The sequence below is a fragment of the bacterium genome (genome assembly GCA_016124905.1).
GTDB lineage: Bacteria > Pseudomonadota > Alphaproteobacteria > Rickettsiales > RI-342 > RI-342.
Window position 1 is genome coordinate 16,667 of the sequence record WGMV01000046.1, and the last position, 21,284, is coordinate 37,950.

Below are 21,284 nucleotides of genomic sequence, written 5' to 3' on the forward strand. Positions count from 1 at the left end.
CCATTAGGGCGCGGGCCCTCAATGGGCCAGTCGCTTCGCTCCGTCTTTTGCTGGCTCGCTCTGCTCGCTATTACGCGCCCATTAGGGCACGGGCCCTCAATGGGCCAGTCGCTTCGCTCCGCCTTTTGCTGGCTCGCTCTGCTCGCTATTACGCGCCAATAAGGCGCGGGGCGCGGTCGCGCCCAGTCGCTTCGCTCCGTTTATCGTGCTTGCTCAAGGTCGTAGCGCGCCGTAGTGTGGCCCCATGAAAAGCCTGACCCTGCTCAATTCCGACCTGCCCTGGCAAAAGCGGGGCTGGAACGTGCTGCTGGCGCTGATGTCGCTGGTGGCATCGGCCATGGGGTTTATGCTGCTGGCTCGTCAGCAGCAGAACGCGGCTGAACATCACGGATTGCTGATCGGCATGGTGACGCTGAATGCGGTGCTGCTGCTCAGCCTGTGCGCGCTGGTGACCAAGCAGGCGCTCGGCATGCTTCGCGCGGTGCGTGAAGCGGGGGTGGGGCTGCGGCTGCACCGCAAGGTTTCGCTGGCATTCGCGCTGGTAGCCGTACTGCCGAGCGTCGTGGTGCTGATTTTCGCGGGCTATCTCTTTTATTTCGGCGTGCAAGGCTGGTTTGCGCCACGTGTGGCGGATGCGGTGAACGAATCCATGGAAGTGGCGGAAGCCTACCTGGTGGAACACCGGCAGATCATCCGTGCCGATATCCTCGGCATGGCCAATGATCTCAAGCGTGAATCGCCGCTGCTGGTGGGCAACACGCCCATGTTCAACCGGTTTTTGACGGCGCAGGCGAGCATGCGCTCGCTTTCGGAAGCCGTGGTGTTTCAGCCGGACAAGATGATCGCCCGGTCGGTGCTGACCTTCAGCTTTACCTTCGACCGGCTGTCCATGGATGTGCTGCGCCGCGCGGATGCAGGTGAGGTGGTGCTGCTGGACGACGAGGATAACGACCAGGTGCGGGCGCTGGTGCGGCTGGATATGCCGATTAACGCCTATCTGCTGGTGGGGCGGTTTATCGACCCCAAGGTCATCGGCCACGTGGAGCGCACGCGGGATGCGGTGTCGGGCTATAAGGAACTGCAGGAACAGGCGGGCACGCTGCAATGGCGGCTGTTCGGGCTGTTCATGCTGGTGGCGGTGGTGATGCTGGTGATGTCCCTCTGGTTCGGGATGGGGTTTGCGACCGACTTGATCACCTCCGTCAGCGCCTTGGCCGATGCGGCCGAGCGGGTGAGGGCGGGGGACCTGACCGCCCGGGTGCCGACCCGGCCCAACGAGGATGAATTGGCGATGCTCGGCCATGCGTTCAACCGCATGACGGAGCAGCTCAAGCAGCAGCGCGAGGCCATTCTGGAGGCCAACCAGCAGCTCGATGCCCGGCGACGCTTTATTGAGGCCGTGCTGGCGGGGGTATCCTCCAGCGTGGTGGCACTGGACGCCGAACGGCGCATCACCCTGCATAACCGCGCAGCAGGGCAGCTTCTGGGGCAGGAAGAGCAGGACATGAGCGGCCATCATATCGTGGAACTCATGCCCATGCTGGCCCCCCTGCTCGAAAAGGCCATACAGGACCCCGAAACCATTGCCGACGGCCAGGTGGATTACTCCCGGGATGATAAATTGCTGGTACTGCTGGTGCGGGTGGCGGCGGAATGGCAGAACGGGGAGATCACGGGCTTTGTGGTGACGTTTGACGACATCACCGAGCTGCAGACGGCCCAGCGCCGGGCCGCCTGGGCCAATGTGGCGCGGCGCATCGCCCATGAGATCAAAAACCCGCTCACTCCCATCCAGCTTGCCGCCGAGCGTCTGAAGCGCAAATGGGGCCGCCATATGGAAGGTGAAGATAAGGATCTGTTTGAAAAATATACGGAAACCATCGTCCGCCATGTGGGGGATATTGGCCGTATGGTGGAAGAGTTCGTCTCCTTCGCCCGCATGCCCGCGCCGCAGCCGGTGATGACGGATATGGGCAAGCTCATCCGCGATACGGTGTTTTCTGAAGAAGTACGCCATGAGCAGGTGGCCTATGTGCTGAAACTGCCTCAGCAGCCGGTGGAGGCGATGGTGGACCCCAGCCAGCTGCGCCGGGCGCTTTCCAACATCATCAAAAACGCCATTGAAGCGCTGGAAGGCACGGCGCAACCCAGCATCACGGTGCAGATGCGCCAGACCAAGGGTAACCTTTTCATCGTGGTGCAGGATAACGGCCCCGGATTCCCGCGGGAGCTGATGTCGCAGCTGACGGAACCCTACATCACCACCCGGCAGAAAGGCACGGGGCTGGGCCTGGCCATCGTCAAAAAGATCATCGAGGACCACAAAGGCAGGCTGGAACTGGCCAACAGCACGAAAGGCGCCAAAGTAACCATCGTGTTGCCGGTGCCGGCGACCGCCGTTTAGGATGCTTGAAATCGTAAGGATTGCGCAAGGAATGGCACCTATATTATAGTTCCTACGGAACTATAACCTTGCCTAACCATCGCTGCGCGAGGGGTTACGCCTGCATTAGCAGGCGGGGTCTCCCATAAAAAGCATGGGGCCCAACTCGCGGCGCTCGTAAAGGCTTGTAATCAAGGCATGAAGGATGATGCATGGCAGGCGGTAAACTCAAGGCAGACCAATTGTTCCAGGGCCTCACGCGCCCGCCCATGATGCTGGGCGTCAGCTACATGTATTTCATCATCAATTTCTCGATCTGCATGTGCTTTTTCATCAACATGGAAGATCTGCGCGTGCTGTTTGTGATTTTCCCGATGGTGCACGGCATCGGTTACATGATCTGTCTGCGCGAACCACGCGCCATTGAGCTGTTCGCCATACGCGGGGCCAAAACCATGCGATGCAAGAACCGCCGGTTTCATGGCCATACCAATTCCTATGACCCGTATTGAGGCGACAGTTAGGTGCTAAACTTAAAACTCCAGCGACGGGCGACCAGCAAAGCCGAAGTGAGCCGCAAGGAAATCTCGACGGCGGATTACATCCCCTACTACTGCCACTGGGACAAAAACACGATTATCACCAAAAAGCGTGAGATGATTCAGGTCATCAAGGTGGACGGGTTTGCGTTCGAGACGGCCGATGATGAAGATGTGGACATGAAAAAGGCCGTCCGCAATTCCATGCTGAAAGGCCTGGCGGCGGGCAAGTTCGCGTTGTGGTTCCATACGGTGCGGCGGCGGCAGTCGGCCTTTCCGAACGGGGATTTCAACCCGGGCTATGCCAATTACATCAACGAGCAGTGGAAATCCAAGCATCATACGAAGGACACATACGTCAACGAGCATTACATCACGGTGATCCGCAAGGCGGATACGGAAGGCGCGGCGAAGATCGAGCACGTGCTGATGCAGCTGCTGGAGGCGGCCGACAAGGAATCCCGCGAGGCGGCAATGCGCGATGCGCATAAGGAGCTGTGTGAGGCAACCTACCGCGTGATGGCCAGTTTGCGGGAATATAACCCGCGCCAGCTCACGGTGGTGCAGACGGAGGCTGGCGCTTTCTCCGAACCGCTTGAATTTTTAGGAAGAATAGTCAATTGCGGTGAAAGCCAGCCCATGCTGGTGCCGCTGATCGACCTGTCGCATTACCTGCCCACCGCGCGGCTTTATTTCGGCCCGCGCGCCATTGAGGTGCGCTCTCCCACGCGGCGGCGGTTTGCCGCGCTGGTGACGATTCAGGAATATGCCTCCGCCACGGCGGCGAGCATGATGGATGCGTTTTTGCAGTTGCCGTTCGAATTCATTATTTCGCAATCCTATGTATTCATCAACCGCCAGACGGCGATTGAGAAAATGCAGCTGCAGCAGCGGCGCATGATGAACACCGAAGACGTGGCCGTGAGCCAGGTGGCCGAGATTTCCGACGCGCTCGACATGGCCATGAGCGGGCATGTGGCCTTCGGCAACCATCACCTGACGCTGCTGGTGCTGGAGGATGATTTGAAATCGCTTGAGGATTCCACCTCCATGGCGATTGCGGAATTCACCAATCTCGGCATCAAGGCCGTGCGGGAGACCTTCTTCCAGGAGCAGGCCTATTGGGCGCAGCTGCCCTGCAATTTCGACTATGTGGGCCGCCTGGCGAAAATCAACACGCTGAACCTGGCCAGTTTCGCCTCGCTTCACAATTACCCCGTCGGGCGGTTCGACCGCAACCACTGGGGCAATGCGGTGACGGTGTTCGACACCACCTCGGGCACGCCCTATTTTTTCAATTTCCACCTGCGGGATGTGGGGCATACCACCATCATCGGGCCGACGGGCGCCGGTAAAACGGTGCTGATGAACTTCCTCTGCGCGCAGGCGCAGAAATTCCGCTGCCGCATGTTCTTTTTCGACAAGGACCGCGGCGCGGAGATTTTCATCCGTGCGCTGGCGGGCAGTTACACGGTCATTCATCCGGGCGGGCATTGCGGGTTCAACCCCCTTCAGCTGCCGGATACGCACGAAAACCGAACCTTCATCTCGGAATGGCTGGCGACCCTGGTGACGATCCATGGCGAGCAGCTGACGGCCGAGGATGTGGCCTATATCCAGGAAGCGGTGCGTGGGAATTACAAATTAGCTAAGGAAGACAGGCAATTACGAAATATTGCACCCTTCTTCGGGCTAGAAGGGCCGGGCAAGATTGCGTCGCGTCTGAAGCCGTGGCACACAAACGGGCAATATGCCGGAGTCTTTGATAATCCTGAAGATTCCATGGACTTTACCAAAAATAACGTGTTTGGCTTCGAGATGGGCGAGGTACTTTCCGACAAGAACACGCTTTCGCCCGTGCTTCTGTACCTTTTCCACCGCATTCAACTATCGCTGGACGGCACGCCGACCATGATCGTGCTGGATGAGGCCTGGGCGCTGATTGATAACCAGGTATTCGCCCCAAAAATCAAGGACTGGCTGAAAACCTTGAGGAAACTCAATGCCATGGTGGTGTTCGCTACCCAGAGCGTGGAGGATGCCAGCAAATCCAACATCAGTGACACCCTGGTGCAGCAGACGGCCACCCAGATCTTCCTTCCCAACCCCAAGGCGACCGAGGAATACCGCAAAACCTTCATGCTTTCGGAGCGGGAATTCAACCTGCTCAAGACCACGGACCCGGGGTCCCGCTATTTCCTGTTGAAGCAGGGAAGCGACGTGGTGGTGGCCCGGATCGACCTTTCCGGAATGGAGGATGTGATCACCATCCTGTCCGGCCGGGCGGAGACCGTGGCCGTGCTTGACGTCATACGGTCACAATTCGGTGATAATCCTGATATGTGGATACCGCATTTCCTCGAAGAGGTTCAACGGCGCAAAAATGCCTAAACACACCCATTTGCTGGTGCGATGCTGGGTAATGATGATTACCCTGATGGGGGTGTTTATACCGGTTAAGGCCATGGCGCAGACAGACGGCGCATTTCTGCCGGGTTCCGATATCTCGCTCGACAGCCTTTTCGATCAATTGGACAAGGGGCTTATCACCAAGCTGATCGTGGTCATTAAGGCCGGGCTGGAGCATATCGTTCTCGATACGATGCTGGATAAGGTCTACACCATGTGGGAGCCCGTGATCGGCATGATCCTGCTGTTTGCGGTCATTTTGTTCGGCATCAAGCTGATTTCCGGCGCCGTGAGTAGCCCCTGGGCGGAGATTCCCGTTACCGTCATCAAGATCATGTTCGTGATGGAGTTCACGCGCAACATGCATGAATGGGTGCCGCTGTTCTTCGATATTACCGAAGACCTGATGGGGGTCGTTTCCCAGGCGTTTGAAGGGATGATGGACATTGATTGCAGTGAATTCATGGCGGGGGTCGATGTCTCCGGTTTCGGGGTGAACCCGGAAATGGCGCGACCGTGGCTGATCATCGACTGTCTGTTCATTCAGTTTCTGGCGCTTGCGCTGGGCGGCAGCGCCATCAGCGCGCTGATCGGGTTCCTTGTTTCCACGGCGGTGAGCGGGCATTTCGGCATCGTCATCACCTTTGCCGGCATCAGCGCCATGACGGGGCTGCTTTTCTCGGTTCTGCGCGTGGGTTACATGTTTGCCGCCTCCATGATGAGCCTGGCATTCGCCTTTGTCATTTCTCCGTTCTTTGTGCCGCTGCTGTTGTTCGATGCAACCCAGCAATATTTCGATAAATGGCTGAAACTGACCATCTCTTTCATTCTGCAGCCGGTGCTGCTGATGGCGTTTGTGATTTTCATGGCGATTTTCATGAACGAAATCCTCTATCGCGGTGATTTCTCCATCTGCCAGGCCCTGAGCGCGGACCCTACCCAGAAATGCACGCCCAGCAGTTTTCAGCATAATCTTGATGAGCTGGTCAGCCGCTGCTCGGGCGAGCAGTTCGGCGCGCAAATCACCAGCGACCAGACCGTGCGCGACCAGACCGATATCGCCAATGCACCCGCCCAAAGCGAAACGGTCAACCTGTTCGGACGCACGGCGAAATCCTTTCTCGGCATATTCCTGCAGGGCATTGATGCACAGAATTGCTTTGCCAATTCCAACCTCAACCCCGCCAGCGCAAGCATGGATACGACCTTCTTTCTCAATCGTGTCATGATGTCGCTTTTTGCCTTGATGATCGGCATTATGCTCATCAACTCGCTTCTGGATGTGTTCGACCAGATTCTGCCAATGCTGGTGGAGCAGAGCTTCCGCCTGAAGCTGTCCTACCAGCTGCCGGGTGAGCAACGCTTCTCCGATGCGTTGGACAGGGCTAAAGCCACTGCCATGGGTAACAAGGATATGGGGCTGTTGCCAGGCATTGTGAGCGGGGGCGATGTGAGCGCAGTGACGCGTGCGTATATCGGTGGTTATGATGCGCAGGGCAATAAGGTTCAAGGCGCGGCCACGGCATTTGCCGATACGCTGTTTGCCGTGGACAGCAACGTGCAGGGCAGCCTGCCGCTGGGTGTGGGCGATGCGATGCGCGACCTGTTATGGACGCGCCCGAACCCTAATACGAGCAATCGTGGCGGGAATAACGGGGGGGGAGGGACCGGTGGTTAAGCGTCTCCTTTCCCTTTTTATCTGTGTGTTTATTTCGTTGGTTTCCATGCCTGCAATGGCCGGTGTGGATACGGGGATCGGCATGCCGCTGCCGCCACCTGTTACACCGGTTGGGCCGACGGTATGCAATCTGGGCGAAGGCTTTGTCGGGCCGATCGTCAATTGCATCACCGCGCCGCTGCAACAGGCTGCCACGGCCCTGTTCATCCAGATGTACACGGCATTGCAGCCCGCCATTGCCAGCTTCATCATGCTGGCGGTTATCGGGTTCGGGTTGAAGCTAACATCCGGCGCGGTGCGCCGCCCATTTGCCGAAATCGGTATCACGGTCGCCAAGATGGCGGCGGTGGTTTATGTGATGGAAGCGTTTCCCACCTGGTATCCCGATGTGCTGGCCGCCATTGACGACCTGATACGCATCGTCACCGAGCCTTTATTGACCGGTGTTATCGCCTGCCCAGCAGCCACCGCCACCACCAGTGGCATCAGCAATGGGGCGGATATCTGGGCGCGGGTGGATTGCATTCTCGGCACCATGTTCGGCTTTGGGGTGATGACCTCGGGTGTGGCCGCCGTGGGAGGGCTTTTTACTACATTTCTTGGTAACATGGTCAACATGACCGATATCGGGGTGATGATTGCCACGGCGGGCATCGGCATGGCCTTGACGCTGTTCCTGGCCGTGGGGCGGGCGGTGATCGGCTATATCTGCGCCAAGATCGTGATCGCCTTTTTGTTCGGGTTGGCGCCCATTTTCATGCCCTTCATCATGCTGCGGGGGACTTATACTTATTTCAACAAATGGGCGATGGGGATTCTCTCCTACATGGTGCAGCCACTGGTGCTGTTTGCCTATCTTTCCATGTTCATCGTGATGCTGGATTATTCGGTGTTTCGCGGGGATTATTCCATCGCCACCGTGCTGATGGGCCGGCCCGCCACCAGCCTGGCGGATTTCCAGAACGGCATTGCCGACCATCTTAGCGGCAGCACCTGCACCGAATTTCATGATATTGGGCTGGTGGAGAATATCCCCGACCTCAGCAACTGCCGCCGCATTCTTCAGCAGGTTGGCGATGGCGCGGGCACCGCCATGCTGAGCGAGACCATGACGAATATGTGCGACCAGATGGGGGATGTGGTGTTCGGCGCCATGCGCCCGCTGGAAGGGGCGGCAAATGTCGGCGTGGCCATCAGCCATAAATTATGCGACGACCAGCTTGGACCGTTTTTGCTGATTCAGCTGATGGTGGTGGGCATGATGTGCATGCTCATGTTCATGCTGGCCGACGTGGTGCCCGACATGGCGCGCGAGCTTGTCTTCTCGCCGCGCGTCTCACGCCTTGGCACCATGGAAGTACCGGGTGAAAGCGTGGCGGGGCAATTTGTGAATCCGGAAAACTTCTCGAATATATTCAATGCATTGGGGATGAAGTGATGAAGCGGCTTTTTTTCATGCTCGCGCTGGCGATAATGTTGATGGGGGTTAACGGTTCGGCATGGGCCCAATCTCCCATTAGCGGTGGCATGCCGGGGAGCTGCAGCGATCAATATACCCTGCAGTCGCAGATCGATCACCTCAACCAGATGGGGCAGGCCAAACTTGCCACGGACCCAGCAGGCGGCCAGAAAATGCTCGACCAGGCAAAGATGCTGACCGACATGCAATCCGGCAACGGGTTTGTTTCCAAAACCGCCAAGCAGATTAACGACACGATCAGCGATGCCGCGCAGAAGCTTTATGAAGGCATTATCGGCGGCGGATTTGCCAGCCTGGTTGCCAGTGTGCTGGTGCTGTACGTCCTGATTTTCGCCGCCATGTTCACGCTTGGCATGGTGCAGGCGCCATTGAATGAGATGCTGGTGCGTATCGTGAAGATGCTGGTGGTGGCCTCCGTTGTGGGGCCGGGTGGCTGGACCTTCTTCAACGATTACGTGATCCAGCTTTTCACATCGGGCCGGGATTATATTATCGGGCAGATGCTGCAGACCATGGCCTCCTATACCGGCGGGGCCGTGGGGACGACGGTGGATATGCAGAATGCCGATGTGCCTGTGTTCGCTCCAATTGATACGCTCTTTGCGCAGATCATCCAGCCCAGCACGCTGATGACGCTTCAAGCCGCCATCGATACGCCGCCTTATGGGGTGATTTATGTGCTGATTCTGGTGGTGGGCGGTATTTTTCTTATTGGTGCGGTGGCGCGCGCCTTGTGGGTATATCTGGTATCCGTGCTGGCAATGTCTTTCCTGTTCGGCCTGGCGCCGCTGTTCGTGGTGACCTTGCTGTTTGAACGCACCAAGGGCATGTTTCAGCAGTGGCTGGCGCAGATCGTCAACTTTACTTTGCAGCCCATTCTGATGTTCACCTTCATCACCTTTTTTGTGGTGCTGCTGGATTATTCGGTGAAAAACATGCTGAAATTCGAAGCCTGCTTCGGGGAGCTGTTCTCCATTGCCGAAGCGCAGGGCGGCAGCTCCACGAGCTATGGCCTTCAATTCAAGGTCAATGACCAGGTGATGGTGGCCACCTGCGAAGCCAGCGGCTGCCGCTGCGTGACCGAGCAGGGCGGTGTGGAAACGACTTGCCCCGGGCTGGAAGGCGGCTTTCCCCTTAACCTGATGGATGTGCTCAGCTTCCTGCTGCTGTGCTATGTGGCGTTCCAGTTTTATAATAACGTGGTGGATATCGCCAACGACATATCCGGTGGTTTTGTGAATATCGACAGTTCCTCCACCAGCCCCATCCGAGATATGATGGACAAGGCAGGAAGTGGCGTGCAGGGGGCCGCGGTGCAGATGCTGAAAGGCAACTCGACCGGGGCATTGCAGGAGGTCGGCCTGGGCGGGCTGGACAAGTTCTTCAACCGGAAATGACGGCTGAAAAATCTGGTGCAGCCGGAATGGATTGGGCTATAGTGACCTAAATGCTACCGGAGGGATGGATATGCTGGTTCGTTTGGTGATGTGCGCGGCACTTGTATGCGGTCTGCCTGCCTGCACAAATTTAAAAAAAGACACCGAGCTGAAAAGCCCGTGCGTGGGTGCCGAAGGTTCACCCTGCGTGCGCCGTCCAGTCAATGGTCCGCTGAACGTCTAGTTCGCTTCCGGCTTCATCTGCGAAAGTTTGTCGCGGTCGACATAAAAGGATTCGCCGCAGCCGCAGCGGCCTGATTCATTCGGGTTGTTGAATTCAAAACCCGATTTGACGCGCGTTTCCACATAGTCCATTTCCGTGCCGATGAGGAACATCACGGCAGCGGGGTCCACCATGACGGTGACGCCTTTGTCGTTGATGACTTCGTCTCCGGTTTTGGCGGCATCGGCATATTCCACTTTGTAAGATAAGCCGGAGCAGCCCTTGGTGGTGACGGAGATGCGCAGGCCTGCCACGGGGGCTTCCGCTTTCGCCAGCAGCGCCTGGATGCGCTCTGCCGCCTTGTCGCTGATGCTCATGAGTTGACGTTTGGCCATGCTCATTCTCCTAAAATAATCCGAGTTCAAGGCGTGCTTCGTCGGTCATGCGGTCCTGCGTCCAGGCAGGTTCCCAGACGAGTTCCACGTTCACGTCCTTCACGCCGGGGATTTGTAATATGCGCGTCTGCACTTCGCCGGGCATGGTGCCGGCCACGGGGCAGGCGGGGGCGGTGAGGGTCATGTCGATTTCGACCTTGCCGTCTTCCAGCACTTCGGCCCGGTAGATGAGGCCGAGTTCCCAGATATTGACGGGGATCTCGGGGTCGTAGACGGTTTTCAGTATGGCGACGACCTTGTCGTGCAGGCCGGTGCCCTCAGCGGTTTTGATAGTGTTGAGGGTGGTTTCGTCCAGCGGTTTGATTTGCAAGTCGTGCATCTTACGCCCCCAGCAGCTTGGCGGTTTTGTGCAGGGCGGCGGCGAAGGCGTCGATGTCACCGTGGCTGGTGTAAATACCGAAGGAGGCGCGTGCGGTGGCGGGCACGCCGAAGCGTTCCATCACCGGCATGGCGCAATGGTGGCCGGTGCGGATAGCGATGCCCTGCTGGTCCAGCAATGCACCGATGTCGGAGGCATGGCCGCCATCCATGATGAAGGGCACGATGCTGGCGCGTGCGCCGCTATAAATACTATCGGGGGGGGCGATGATATGCAGGCCGGGGATGGTGCTCATGGCTTCCAGCGCGTGGGCGGTGATGGCGGCTTCGTGCGCGTGGATGGCATCCATGCCGATGCCGGTGACGTAATCAATCGCAGCACCCAGGCCGATGTTGGCTTCGATGGCAGGGGTGCCTGCCTCGAAACGGAAAGGGGCGTCGTTGTAGGTGGTTTTTTCGAAGCGTACTTCCTTGATCATCTCGCCACCGCCTTGCCAGGGGGGCATTTGGTCAAGCAGCGCCTTGCGACCATAGAGCACGCCGATGCCGGAGGGGCCGTAGAGCTTGTGGCCGGAGAAGACGTAAAAATCTGTGCCGAGCTGTTGCACGTCCACCTGCATGTGGGTGGCGGCCTGGCAGCCGTCGATGAGGGTGATGATGCCGCGCTGTTTGGCTTCAGCAATATAATCTGCCACTGGCACCACGGTGCCGAGGCTGTTGGAGACCTGCGTCAGCGCCAGTAGTTTCACTTCCGGCGTGAGCAGCGTTTTGAATGCGGCGAAATCCAGCTCGCCATTATCCAGCACCGGGATGATGCGCAGTTCGATATTTTTCTCATCGCGCAGCATTTGCCAGGGCACAATGTTGGCGTGATGCTCGATGGCGGAGATGATGACGGCGTCACCCGTTTTCAGGTGGGTGCGGCCCCATGTCTGCGCGACCAGGTTGATGCCCTCGGTCGCGCCGCGCACGAGGATGATTTCCTCATGTTGTTTGGCATTAATGAAGGCGCGAATTTTCTCGCGGGCGGCTTCGAATGCGTCGGTCGCATTCTGGCTCAGGTAATAGAGGCCGCGATGGATATTGGCGTAGCCGCTTTCGTAGGTTTTCGTAATGCTGTCGATCACAGCGCGTGGTTTCTGCGCGCTGGCGGCAGTATCTAAAAACACGAGCGGCTTGCCGCGCACGGTGGTGGAAAGGATCGGGAAATCCGCGCGGATTTTTTCGATGGGATAAGTTGCTGGCTGCATGGCTTTAGCGGCGGCTGGCATGGCGGCTCACTTTCTCCAGCAGCGCAAGGCTGTGGTTCATCAGCCAATCACGTGCCGGGCTTTCCGGCAATTGTTCCAGCAGGGCAGCGGCAAAACCGCCAACCATCAGCTGCATGGCTTCGGCTTTTTCAATGCCGCGTGCCTGCAGGTAATAGAGCGCCTCTTCATCCAGGCTGCCGATGGCGGAGCCGTGGGAGCATTCCACCTGGTCGTTTAAGATGGTGAGTTCCGGGCGGTTGCTGGCCTCGGATTCCGGCGAGAGGAGCAGCACCTTGCTCTGCTGGTGCGCGGCGCAGTTGGTCACCTGTTCCGGCACGGTGATGCTGCCGTAGAAAATGCCGTGGCTTTTGCCGGAAAGCAACCCGCGCACATGCTGGTTGCTGCGGGTGTTTTTTGCATCATGGTGCAGGTGCAGGCTTTGTTCCAGCTGCTGATTCTCCGCACCCATGTACAAGGCATGGCAATGGGCCTGCGCCTGTTCGCCGCTCAGGTGAAGGTCGGTGGCGAAACGTGCCACGCCCGCGCCATTGGCCACGAGTATCTGCTGATAATGGGCATGTTGGCCGATATCGCCCAGCAGATCAGTGTGGTGCCAACTGGCGTCGCTTTCGTTCTGCAGGCGGTAGTGGGTGAGGGCGGCGGCTTCATCCAGGCGGACAAACAGGCGCTGGCTGCGCCAGTAGTTTTCGTTGCCGCTCAGGTGTTCCATCAGGGCCATGCCGCTGCGGCTGCCCATGCGGATGATGATAACGCTGTGCTCGGCCTGGCCGTGACCTTGGCACAGGTGATCAATGAAAAGCGGCTGGTCGATGATGGCGCCGGGGGCGACTTCCACCAGCAGGAACTGCTGTGCGAAGGCGAGCGAAAGGGCAGCGAGACCGTCGCGGCTTTGTTCCAGCAGTTTCTGACATTCCGCAGGTAGTGTGCCGTCTGTTTTGAGTTGGGCAACCGTGATGCCGGCGGGCATGTGGGATTGATGCACGACATGAGCATTTCCCAGTGTCAGGCGCAGCCATTCCATCGGCGTTGTGACCACCACGGCGGTATCGGCCGGGGCGGGTTTGGGCAGGAAGCGGCCTTCGCTGATCATGCTCAGGCGGGCATATTTCCAGCGTTCATCCTTGCGGGTGGGCAGGCCGAGCTGAAGGTAGCGGCTGAAGGCCTGCTGACGCCACTGGCGCCAGGCAATGCCTTCCCCGGCGGCTTCGCGCGAGGCAAGCCAGGTTTCGAAAGGCTCCTGATAATTGTTTGCCGTTTGCATTGCCACGATACTCATTGCCTATGCTGCTGCTTCACCGGTGATGCCGAACATGCGGTAGCCTTTTTCCTCAATCTCCAGCGCGAGGTTTTTGTCGCCGCTGGCGATGATCTGCCCACCCGCCAGCACATGCACCTGGTCGGGCACGATGAGGCTGAGCAGGCGCTGATAATGGGTAATGACCACGAAGGCACGCTCCGGGCTGCGCAGGCGATTAACGCCTTCGCTGACGGTGCGCAGCGCATCCACGTCCAGGCCGGAATCGGTTTCATCCAGAATGGCGAGGGTGGGCTGGAGGAGTGCCATCTGCAAAATGTCGAAACGTTTTTTCTCACCGCCGGAGAAGCCGACATTCACGGCGCGTTTCAGCATGGCTTCGTCCATGCCGAGATCTTTTGCGGCTTGCTTGACGAGCTTCATGAAGGCGAATGCGTCGAGCTCTTCTTCCTCGCGGGCGCGCTTCACTGCATTGACGGCAGATTTCAGGAAGGTCATGGAGGTGACACCGGGGATTTCCACCGGGTATTGGAAGGCGAGGAACACGCCTTCGTGCGCGCGCTCGGCGACGTTCTTCTCCAGCAGGCTTTCACCGTTCCAGAGGATGTCGCCTTCGGTCACCTTATAGCCATCGCGCCCGGCGATGACATGGCTGAGCGTGCTTTTGCCGGAGCCGTTGGGGCCCATGATGGCATGGGTTTCACCGGGTTTTACGGTGAGGTTGATGCCTTTTAGAATGTCTTTGCCATGCACGGTGGCGTGGAGGTTTTTGATCTCTAACATGTCTTTTTCCTTATTATCCGACGGCGCCTTCAAGGCTGACGCTTAAAAGATTTTGCGCTTCCACGGCGAATTCCATGGGGAGTTTCTGCAACACGGATTTGCAGAAGCCGTTGACGATGGTCGTCACGGCGTCTTCCTGCGTGAGGCCGCGCTGCATGCAATAGTAAAGCTGGTCTTCGCTGATTTTGGAGGTGGTGGCTTCGTGTTCCACCTGCGCGCCGTTGTTCTTCACCTCGATATAGGGCACGGTGTTGGCGCTGCAATCGCTGCCGATGAGCAGCGAATCGCACTGGGTGAAGTTGCGCGCGCCTTCGGCCTTGGGCAGGATGCGTACAAGGCCGCGGTAGGTGCTGTCCGAATGACCGGCGGAGATGCCTTTGGCGATGATGGTGGAACGCGTGCGTTTGCCAATATGGATCATTTTGGTGCCGGTGTCGGCCTGCTGGCGGTGGTTGGTGACGGCAACGGAATAGAACTCGCCCACCGAATCATCGCCCTGCAAAATGCAGCTCGGGTATTTCCAGGTGATGGCGGAGCCGGTTTCGACCTGCGTCCATGATATCTTGGAGCGGTCGCCACGGCAGGCGCCGCGTTTGGTAACGAAATTATAGATGCCGCCTTTGCCGTTCTCGTCGCCGGGGTACCAGTTCTGCACAGTCGAATATTTGATTTCGGCATCATCAAGCGTCACCAGTGCCACCACGGCGGCGTGGAGCTGGTTTTCGTCGCGGCGCGGGGCGGTGCAGCCTTCGAGGTAGCTGACATAGCTGCCCTTGTCGGCAACAATCAGCGTGCGCTCGAACTGACCGGTTTCGGCGGCGTTGATGCGGAAATAGGTGGAAAGCTCCATCGGGCAGCGCACGCCGGGTGGGATGTAGACGAAGGAGCCATCGCTGAAGACGGCGGAGTTGAGTGCGGCGAAGAAGTTATCGCCGACCGGCACGACGGAGCCGAGATATTTCTTGATGAGCTCGGGATGTTCCTGCACGGCTTCGGAGAAGGAGCAGAAGATAATGCCGAGTTCGCCGAGTTTTTCTTTGTAAGAGGTGCCGATGGAGACGCTGTCGAACACGGCATCGACGGCGACTTTGGGCATTTCCACGCCCGCGAGGCGTTCATATTCCTTCAAGGGGACGCCGAGCTTGGCGAAGGTTTTCAGCAGCTCGGGATCCACTTCGTCCAGGCTTTTGGGCTTGTTGCCTTTCGGTGCGGCGTAATAGCAGATGTCCTGATAGTCGATATTCTCATAGCAGACCTTGGCCCATGCTTGCGGGTCTTGCATGCTTTGCCAGGTGCGGAGCGCCTTCAGGCGCCATTCCAGCAGCCATTCGGGCTCGTTCTTCTTGGCGGAGATATAGCGGATCGTATCCTCACCCAGGCCTTTCGGCGCGGTTTCCATGGCGATATCGGTCACGAAGCCGTGCTGATATTCCCGTTGGGTGATGGCGTGAATCTGATCCATGTGTTTGCTTTCTAGGCCACGCTGAGGGCGGTTGTTCTGGATGCGGGCAGGGGGAATTGCTCCCAGGGTTCCATCATCATGTCCGCCAGGGTGACGGTGGCGAGGGCCTGTTTAACGGCATGATTGAGCTTTTTCCAGCCTTTGCTGGTGGGGCAGAGTTTTTCGATGTCGCAGGATGTGCTGTGGTGGTCGCTGCAATCGGTGAGGGCGATGGGGCCGTCCACGGCCTCGATGATATCCGCCACGGTGATGGCGGTGGGTAGGCGGGCCAGCAAGTGGCCGCCCTGGCTGCCACGCGCGGAAGTGGCGATGCCCGCTTTCACCAGATGTTTCAGTATTTTGCTGACGGTCGGCTGGCTGAGCCCGGTGGCATCGCTGAGTTGAAGCGCGCTCTGCGGCACAGGCGCATCGGTACCATCCATGGCCAGGCGGCTCATGATGACGACGGCATAATCGGCCATGCGGCTGAGGCGAATCATTGCGTTGCTCAAATAGGACTAATTTCGTCCTATTTAGCGCCGGTAGGCATCAACTGTCAAGAAAACCCAGCATTTCTAGGATTTGGGAGTGGAGGACAGCGCTGTCGCAACATCTGGTTTATTGCACTTGTTGGCGAATTCCTTCAGGCCCATGCCGTTGGGGTGCTTGATGGCCGGGTCAACTCCCGCTTTCAGCAATGACTGTGTGACCGGCAGGTTGCCGTTACAAACCGCATAAAAAATGATCGGCACTTGTTTGTAGGTTTTGTTGGGGGCGGCCTGTTTGCCGAGCAGGGCCTCCACCACGCCAACATCGCGGTTAAGCGTGACGGCGGCAACCAGGGGATCGATAAAGGGTTTATCGGTGCCGATGATATTGCCGTTTACGTCGCTTGGCAGAATATTTAGCCCGGCGATGGGGAAAAGGGTGCTTTTGATGTCAGCCAGCGGCTTGTTGGCAACAATCTGGCTGGAAAGGGTGTAAAGCTGTTCCTGCGCTTCCTGCGAGAGGGAGGACTTGCTGGTGGCATGGCCTGTCTGGCCGAGGGCGTTTTGCACCACGCAGGTTTTTTTCATATCCTCGATGGTTTTACCGTCGTCGCTTTTCTCTTTCACGTTTGCGCCCGCAGCGGTGATGAGTTTCAGCGTTTCATCATCGCAGGCGGCATAGAAAGCCAGCGGCTTGCTGTTGTATTTTATTTTCGGGTCGGCTCCTTTGGCGAGCAGGGCTTTGACATATTCCGGGTTTGCATGGTTGACCACGGCCCAGGTGAGCGGTGGCAGCATGCCTGCCGGCCATACTTTTTGAAGCGTGCCGTCAAAGGGCGAAATGCTCACATCTTTCAGAGTATCAATGGAATCCAGCACGGGCTTGATTTTTTCCATCGGCTCCTGCCGGGCCATCATGTTGGTGACGACCTGGGCGCGGATTTCCACACGCGGCTTGGGCGGGAAGGGAATGCTGCCCTTGGGCAGCAGGCCGGGGTTGGGTTCGCCCGGGCAGCGGGTATAAAATTTCTGTTCCACAAATCCGGGAGGATCGGGCAGGTATTCGCCGAAATAGGTCAGGCCCACATGGTAGATGCGGTTGTTTTTGACCATGTAATAATGCTGGAAAATATCAGAAGCCTTGTAAACCAGGCTTGGGTATTTTGTGGTGCCATCGAGCAGGGTGCTTACCTCCGCCTTGCTTTTCAGCGGCAGCATGGCGCGTGAATAAAGCGCATCCGGCGTGGTCACCATGTGAATATCGTCATTGTCGCATTTGCCGGTATCCCCCCAGTTTCCCCAGGTGGAGGCGTCTTTATCCTCCGCCATAAGGGGAGAGGTGATCGCAAGCGCGCCAAAGAGCGGGGCCATCATAAGCCCGATGAGCGTTTTCTTCATACGATGCCCTATGTTAGTCCAGACGTTTGAACTTTACACCAATCACATCGTAATTGACACTCATATATCCGCCGCAATGCGCTGAGGCCGGGTTCACGGCGCCGGGGATGTAAGACACATCCTGGGCCATCACACCCTCATACATGGCGTGGCTCGGGTCATTGATGTAGCGGAAGTGATAGAGCGGGATGCCATGCTGCATGCCAGCAAAGCGGATGTCGGTCTTCAGGCGCTGGTCAGAGCAGCAATCCGTGCTCTGGCACCAGCTGCTGGAGGGCGAGCAGGTGCCGCCGCCGCCATAGACCTGGCAGCAGCAGTTGGCAATCGCACCGCAACCGCAGCAATGGCCGCCGCATTCGCAACCGCCGCCGCCGCCGCCGCAGCTGTTGCAGCTGCCGCCGGAACAGCCGCCCCATGAGCCGTCATTGCAGGTTTGCGAACCCTGGCTGCTGACGCCGCAGCCACAGCCGCCCGGGTTACAGCTTTGCGTGCCGCCATGGCGGGTGCCGCCGCATTTGCGGTAGCATGCCGGCAATGGAATGCTCCAGGTGCCATCATTGCAGATTGCCGTGGTGGAGGGATTAGGATTGCTTTGCGAGCCAAAATAATTCGAGTTGTTACAGGTAATGGCCTGTGTAGTGTTGTGTAGCGCTGTGCCAGGCGCTGCGCCGCCGGGCATAGTCATAGGCGAGTAGAAGTTATTTGCCGATGTGGCCACGGTTATACAGTTTTTGTAGCAGTAGGGCAGGCTTGCAGGGAAGGTATCCGTATTGGTCGTATTGTTGTGAACCTTGATGGTTTTTGCGCCGCTATTGCAGCTTACCGTCACGGTCTGATCCACGCCAAGGCCGTAGGAGTAACCGGTTGCACAGCTCACCGTAACCGTAGAGCCATGGCGGACATTGCCCAGGCCGGTGCCGACAGGGCCCGGAGGAACAGGCATGGGAGCGCTGTCTGTTATAACCATGCGGGTTGCATTGTAACCGCCCATGGTGGTTACAGGGCTGCAATCCGCCTTACAATCCAGGCTTGAGCTGGTGTAGCCTGCGCCTGCAGTGGGGTTGCAGGTAATGGCGTTGGATTCACCGCTTACTTCGGCGGTGGTTTCTGCGCGGCCTGAATCACTGAAGCCGGCTTTACAGGTGATGACTACCTGGTTGTCGCGCGCGGTGAAGCCTTTGGAATCCAGCCAGCTATCCATCGGTTTGGGATCGATGTCGATATTGGCATTGGGAATTTGAGCATACCGGCAAATCGTATCGCAATAGCCGCTCATATGCTGAAGGTTATCGGCGTAATGCCAGCCTTCATCCGCTCCGGGGCTTAAGCATTTAAGAGCCGGGTTGGTGTAGGTGTCCTGCTTGATGATATTGCCGCCGTCATCAAAGCCCCAGCGGTAAGTGGCTTGCGATGTGCTGCCTGTTGCGGTTGCACAGATGCCTGAAGACGTGGTGCCAACGGCTACACCGGCAAAATAAACAGGATTGCCTTTGCGGTCATTGAACCAGATTGCATTACAGGCGGGGTATTGACAGCCGTAACCATTCGGGTCGACTTCAAAGATGCCGCCTTTGCGGCAAATTTTAAAATATTTTTGCGCGGCATTATCGGGGCAGTCAAACTGGATGCGCCCGCCCACCGCCACACCACCCGCGCATTTCAGCACAGAGGTGCTGGTATCGGTCGGGTTGATGTTGGCGTTGTCGGTGGCGGCAACGGTGATGTTGTTCTGATCCAGCGCGTTGGCGGCCATGCGCAGGTAGCAGTCGCGGCCTTTACGCGTCAGATCGAAATTGGTGCCGTTCAGGCAGGTGCCACCGGTGCCGTCGGCTGCGCGGATGCGGCCGGTGGTGGGGTTGCCGTCGTCGTATTTCTGGTCGATGCGGCGGGCTTCTTCGGCGGTCAGGAAGCCGTAATCACCGGCGCCGCCCTGAAAGCGGGAATATTCAATCATGACCTGGCTGGAAACCGGTTCAATATAGACCTGCATGCCGACATCGCGGCCGAATTTGCTGGTTTTCAGGCTCGTGCCGGGAGCTGCTGCGACTGTCGGGTTATATTGGCCTTTGATAAGACCGGCCAGAGCAAGGTGCTGCCACAGGGCCTGGCGCTCGTTGTTGTTGTCGATCTCGCCATTGCCATTCCCGTTGAACGTGGCGGTGCCATCGGGGGAAACGCCGAGGCGTGTGCTGGCATTGGCCATGTCGCCGGGAAGGGCGCCGTAGGTCTTGACAAACTGGGCGACCGCTCGCTGAACTTCTTCGGTGTCGGTGACCACGGATGTGGCCTTGCCGGAATCCATCAGCTGCCTTCCGGCCATCACCCCTGCGATCAATAAACCCGCGACCGCAATCGCTACTGCCAGCTCAAGAAGGGAAAAACCCGAAGGTGCGCGCAGCTTTTTCATAATAACTCCCCGAGGGCATAGAATGTGCCCAGTGTATTTGAAAACTTTATGGCACTTGTCTTAAGCAAGGCTTAATTTTACCTAAAATGCAAGATACCTGAAAACCGGAAAAATGCATGAATATTGTGATTCTTACAGGGGCGGGGATTTCCGCCGAGTCCGGCGTGCCAACTTTTCGCGCGCAGGATGGATTGTGGTGCGGCCACCGGGTGGAGGATGTGGCCACGCCGGAAGCCTATGAACGAAACCCCGTGCTGGTCCAGTCATTCTACAACACGCGGCGGGCGCAGCTGCGGGAGGTGCAGCCCAATGACGCGCACCACGCGCTTGCGCGGCTGGAGCGGGACTGGGATGGGGATTACCTGCTGGTGACGCAGAATGTGGATGACCTGCATGACCGGGCCCGGGATGCCTATCCGGAACTGGGGCGGCGGGATGCGTTCGCCGGGCGTCCGGGCCTTATTCATATGCATGGCGAATTGCTGAAGGCCCGCTGCACCGAATGCGAACAGGTGTGCCACTGGAGGGCGGATCTGGAGGTGCACAGCGCCTGCGTGTGCCAAAATGGCGTGCTGCGGCCGCATATCGTCTGGTTCGGCGAAATGCCGCTGATGATGCATGCGATTGAGCGGGCGGTGGCGCAATGCGACCTGTTTGTTTCCATCGGCACATCGGGCGCGGTGTATCCGGCGGCAGGGTTTGTGCAGCTGGCACGCGCGGCTGGGGCGGAGACGGTTGAAATCAACCTGGAGCCCACCGTGCAGCGAGGATTATTCGACCGTGGCTATTATGGCCTGGCCGGGGCGCAGGTGCCCTTATTCGTGGAGGAGCTGCTTTCTACAGGCCTCTGATTAAAGGCCTCTGACAGCGGCCAGCACATCCTGCACATGCCCGGGCACTTTTACGCTGCGCCACACCTGGCGGACGATGCCCTGTTCATCAATCAGGAACGTGGCGCGTTCGATGCCCATGTATTTTTTGCCATACATGGATTTTTCCACCCAGACGCCGTAGGCCTCGCACAGGCTGCCGCTCTCGTCGGAAACCAGATCGATGGTGAGGCTGTGTTTCTGGCAGAATTTATCATGGCTCTTGGGGCTGTCCTTGGATGCGCCTAGGATGACGGCGCCCAGCTTTTCGAATTCATGCTTGGCATGGCTGAAGTCGATGCCTTCGGTGGTGCAGCCAGGCGTGTCGTCCTTTGGGTAAAAATAAAGCACCAGTTTTTTGCCTGCATAATCCTTCAGGCTTAATGTCTGTCCGCCGCTGGCGGGAAGCGCGTTAAAGGCGGGCGCCTTGTCGCCGGCCTGAGGGCCGTTGTTGGAAAGGGCGCTGGCGGTGCCTGGCATGGATTTGCTCCATCCTGAATGTGAGGGGAGC

General features: G+C 58.2%; 17 protein-coding genes. 7 read left to right on the forward strand and 10 right to left on the reverse strand.

Translation table 11 applies throughout. The annotated features are described in order from the left end of the window. Nucleotides 1-244 precede the first annotated feature (244 nt). From GC177_10880 to GC177_10905, 6 genes are all read left to right on the forward strand, one after another. On the forward strand, nt 245-2,404 hold the full coding sequence (locus GC177_10880; protein MBI1276454.1) for a HAMP domain-containing protein: 2,160 nt from the start codon (nt 245-247) through the stop codon (nt 2,402-2,404). Nucleotides 2,405-2,595: 191 nt separating this feature from the next. Then, on the forward strand, nt 2,596-2,895 hold the full coding sequence (locus GC177_10885; protein ID MBI1276455.1) for a type IV secretion system protein VirB3: 300 nt from the start codon (nt 2,596-2,598) through the stop codon (nt 2,893-2,895). A 12-nt stretch (nt 2,896-2,907) separates the two neighbouring features. Next, nucleotides 2,908-5,313 (forward strand): VirB4 family type IV secretion/conjugal transfer ATPase, encoded by a 2,406-nt coding sequence (locus tag GC177_10890; protein ID MBI1276456.1) that lies wholly within the window; start codon nt 2,908-2,910, stop codon nt 5,311-5,313. Continuing rightward, a complete protein-coding gene (locus GC177_10895; GenBank protein ID MBI1276457.1) occupies nt 5,306-7,009 on the forward strand; it encodes a hypothetical protein in 1,704 nt (567 codons plus the stop codon). Before GC177_10890 ends, GC177_10895 begins: the two co-directional genes overlap by 8 nt. After that, nucleotides 6,816-8,447 carry a hypothetical protein gene (locus tag GC177_10900; GenBank protein MBI1276458.1) on the forward strand — a complete coding sequence of 544 codons (1,632 nt, stop codon included), beginning with the start codon at nt 6,816-6,818 and terminating at the stop codon, nt 8,445-8,447. Before GC177_10895 ends, GC177_10900 begins: the two co-directional genes overlap by 194 nt. Continuing rightward, nucleotides 8,447-9,886, forward strand: a complete 1,440-nt coding sequence (locus GC177_10905; GenBank protein ID MBI1276459.1) for a hypothetical protein — start codon at nt 8,447-8,449, stop codon at nt 9,884-9,886. The genes GC177_10900 and GC177_10905 overlap by 1 nt, the downstream gene beginning before the upstream one ends. Nucleotides 9,887-10,105: 219 nt before the next feature. Here GC177_10905 and GC177_10910 read toward each other — a convergent pair whose 3' ends face one another. The 9 genes from GC177_10910 to GC177_10950 form a co-directional block, all read right to left on the reverse strand. Next, on the reverse strand, nt 10,106-10,465 hold the full coding sequence (locus GC177_10910; GenBank protein MBI1276460.1) for an iron-sulfur cluster assembly accessory protein: 360 nt from the start codon (nt 10,463-10,465) through the stop codon (nt 10,106-10,108). Nucleotides 10,466-10,493: 28 nt separating this feature from the next. Continuing rightward, nucleotides 10,494-10,862, reverse strand: a complete 369-nt coding sequence (locus GC177_10915; GenBank protein MBI1276461.1) for an SUF system Fe-S cluster assembly protein — start codon at nt 10,860-10,862, stop codon at nt 10,494-10,496. 1 nt (nt 10,863) lies between these two features. Continuing rightward, on the reverse strand, nt 10,864-12,132 hold the full coding sequence (gene sufS, locus GC177_10920) for a SufS family cysteine desulfurase (GenBank protein MBI1276462.1): 1,269 nt from the start codon (nt 12,130-12,132) through the stop codon (nt 10,864-10,866). Further along, the gene (locus GC177_10925) at nt 12,116-13,408 is read right to left on the reverse strand and encodes a hypothetical protein (protein ID MBI1276463.1); all 1,293 of its coding nucleotides are present in this window, start codon (nt 13,406-13,408) and stop codon (nt 12,116-12,118) included. The genes sufS and GC177_10925 overlap by 17 nt, the downstream gene beginning before the upstream one ends. Before the next feature lie 3 nt (nt 13,409-13,411). Beyond that, on the reverse strand, nt 13,412-14,170 hold the full coding sequence (sufC, locus tag GC177_10930; protein MBI1276464.1) for a Fe-S cluster assembly ATPase SufC: 759 nt from the start codon (nt 14,168-14,170) through the stop codon (nt 13,412-13,414). A 13-nt stretch (nt 14,171-14,183) separates the two neighbouring features. Next, nucleotides 14,184-15,632, reverse strand: coding sequence for a Fe-S cluster assembly protein SufB (sufB, locus tag GC177_10935; protein ID MBI1276465.1), 1,449 nt, complete (start codon nt 15,630-15,632; stop codon nt 14,184-14,186). Between the two features lie 11 nt (nt 15,633-15,643). Further along, on the reverse strand, nt 15,644-16,111 hold the full coding sequence (locus GC177_10940; GenBank protein MBI1276466.1) for an SUF system Fe-S cluster assembly regulator: 468 nt from the start codon (nt 16,109-16,111) through the stop codon (nt 15,644-15,646). Nucleotides 16,112-16,186: 75 nt separating this feature from the next. Beyond that, on the reverse strand, nt 16,187-17,497 hold the full coding sequence (locus GC177_10945; protein MBI1276467.1) for a hypothetical protein: 1,311 nt from the start codon (nt 17,495-17,497) through the stop codon (nt 16,187-16,189). A 13-nt stretch (nt 17,498-17,510) separates the two neighbouring features. Continuing rightward, the gene (locus tag GC177_10950) at nt 17,511-19,904 is read right to left on the reverse strand and encodes a prepilin-type N-terminal cleavage/methylation domain-containing protein (GenBank protein ID MBI1276468.1); all 2,394 of its coding nucleotides are present in this window, start codon (nt 19,902-19,904) and stop codon (nt 17,511-17,513) included. A gap of 116 nt (nt 19,905-20,020) precedes the next feature. Between GC177_10950 and GC177_10955 the strand changes: the two genes are divergently transcribed. Continuing rightward, nucleotides 20,021-20,755 (forward strand): NAD-dependent deacylase, encoded by a 735-nt coding sequence (locus tag GC177_10955; protein ID MBI1276469.1) that lies wholly within the window; start codon nt 20,021-20,023, stop codon nt 20,753-20,755. Here the strand turns inward: GC177_10955 and GC177_10960 are convergent, their stop codons facing one another. Continuing rightward, a complete protein-coding gene (locus GC177_10960; GenBank protein MBI1276470.1) occupies nt 20,756-21,253 on the reverse strand; it encodes a thioredoxin-dependent thiol peroxidase in 498 nt (165 codons plus the stop codon). Nucleotides 21,254-21,284 lie beyond the last annotated feature (31 nt).

Coding starts and splice junctions, on each gene's coding strand:
- GC177_10880 (MBI1276454.1), top strand. CDS start 245: ATGAAAAGCCTGACCCTGCTCAATTCCGACCTGCCCTGGCAAAAGCGG.
- GC177_10885 (MBI1276455.1), top strand. CDS start 2,596: ATGGCAGGCGGTAAACTCAAGGCAGACCAATTGTTCCAGGGCCTCACG.
- GC177_10895 (MBI1276457.1), top strand. CDS start 5,306: ATGCCTAAACACACCCATTTGCTGGTGCGATGCTGGGTAATGATGATT.
- GC177_10900 (MBI1276458.1), top strand. CDS start 6,816: ATGATGCGCAGGGCAATAAGGTTCAAGGCGCGGCCACGGCATTTGCCG.
- GC177_10905 (MBI1276459.1), top strand. CDS start 8,447: ATGAAGCGGCTTTTTTTCATGCTCGCGCTGGCGATAATGTTGATGGGG.
- GC177_10910 (MBI1276460.1), bottom strand. CDS start 10,465: ATGAGCATCAGCGACAAGGCGGCAGAGCGCATCCAGGCGCTGCTGGCG.
- GC177_10915 (MBI1276461.1), bottom strand. CDS start 10,862: ATGCACGACTTGCAAATCAAACCGCTGGACGAAACCACCCTCAACACT.
- sufS (MBI1276462.1), bottom strand. CDS start 12,132: ATGCCAGCCGCCGCTAAAGCCATGCAGCCAGCAACTTATCCCATCGAA.
- GC177_10925 (MBI1276463.1), bottom strand. CDS start 13,408: ATGAGTATCGTGGCAATGCAAACGGCAAACAATTATCAGGAGCCTTTC.
- sufC (MBI1276464.1), bottom strand. CDS start 14,170: ATGTTAGAGATCAAAAACCTCCACGCCACCGTGCATGGCAAAGACATT.
- sufB (MBI1276465.1), bottom strand. CDS start 15,632: ATGGATCAGATTCACGCCATCACCCAACGGGAATATCAGCACGGCTTC.
- GC177_10940 (MBI1276466.1), bottom strand. CDS start 16,111: ATGATTCGCCTCAGCCGCATGGCCGATTATGCCGTCGTCATCATGAGC.
- GC177_10945 (MBI1276467.1), bottom strand. CDS start 17,497: ATGAAGAAAACGCTCATCGGGCTTATGATGGCCCCGCTCTTTGGCGCG.
- GC177_10950 (MBI1276468.1), bottom strand. CDS start 19,904: ATGAAAAAGCTGCGCGCACCTTCGGGTTTTTCCCTTCTTGAGCTGGCA.
- GC177_10955 (MBI1276469.1), top strand. CDS start 20,021: ATGAATATTGTGATTCTTACAGGGGCGGGGATTTCCGCCGAGTCCGGC.
- GC177_10960 (MBI1276470.1), bottom strand. CDS start 21,253: ATGCCAGGCACCGCCAGCGCCCTTTCCAACAACGGCCCTCAGGCCGGC.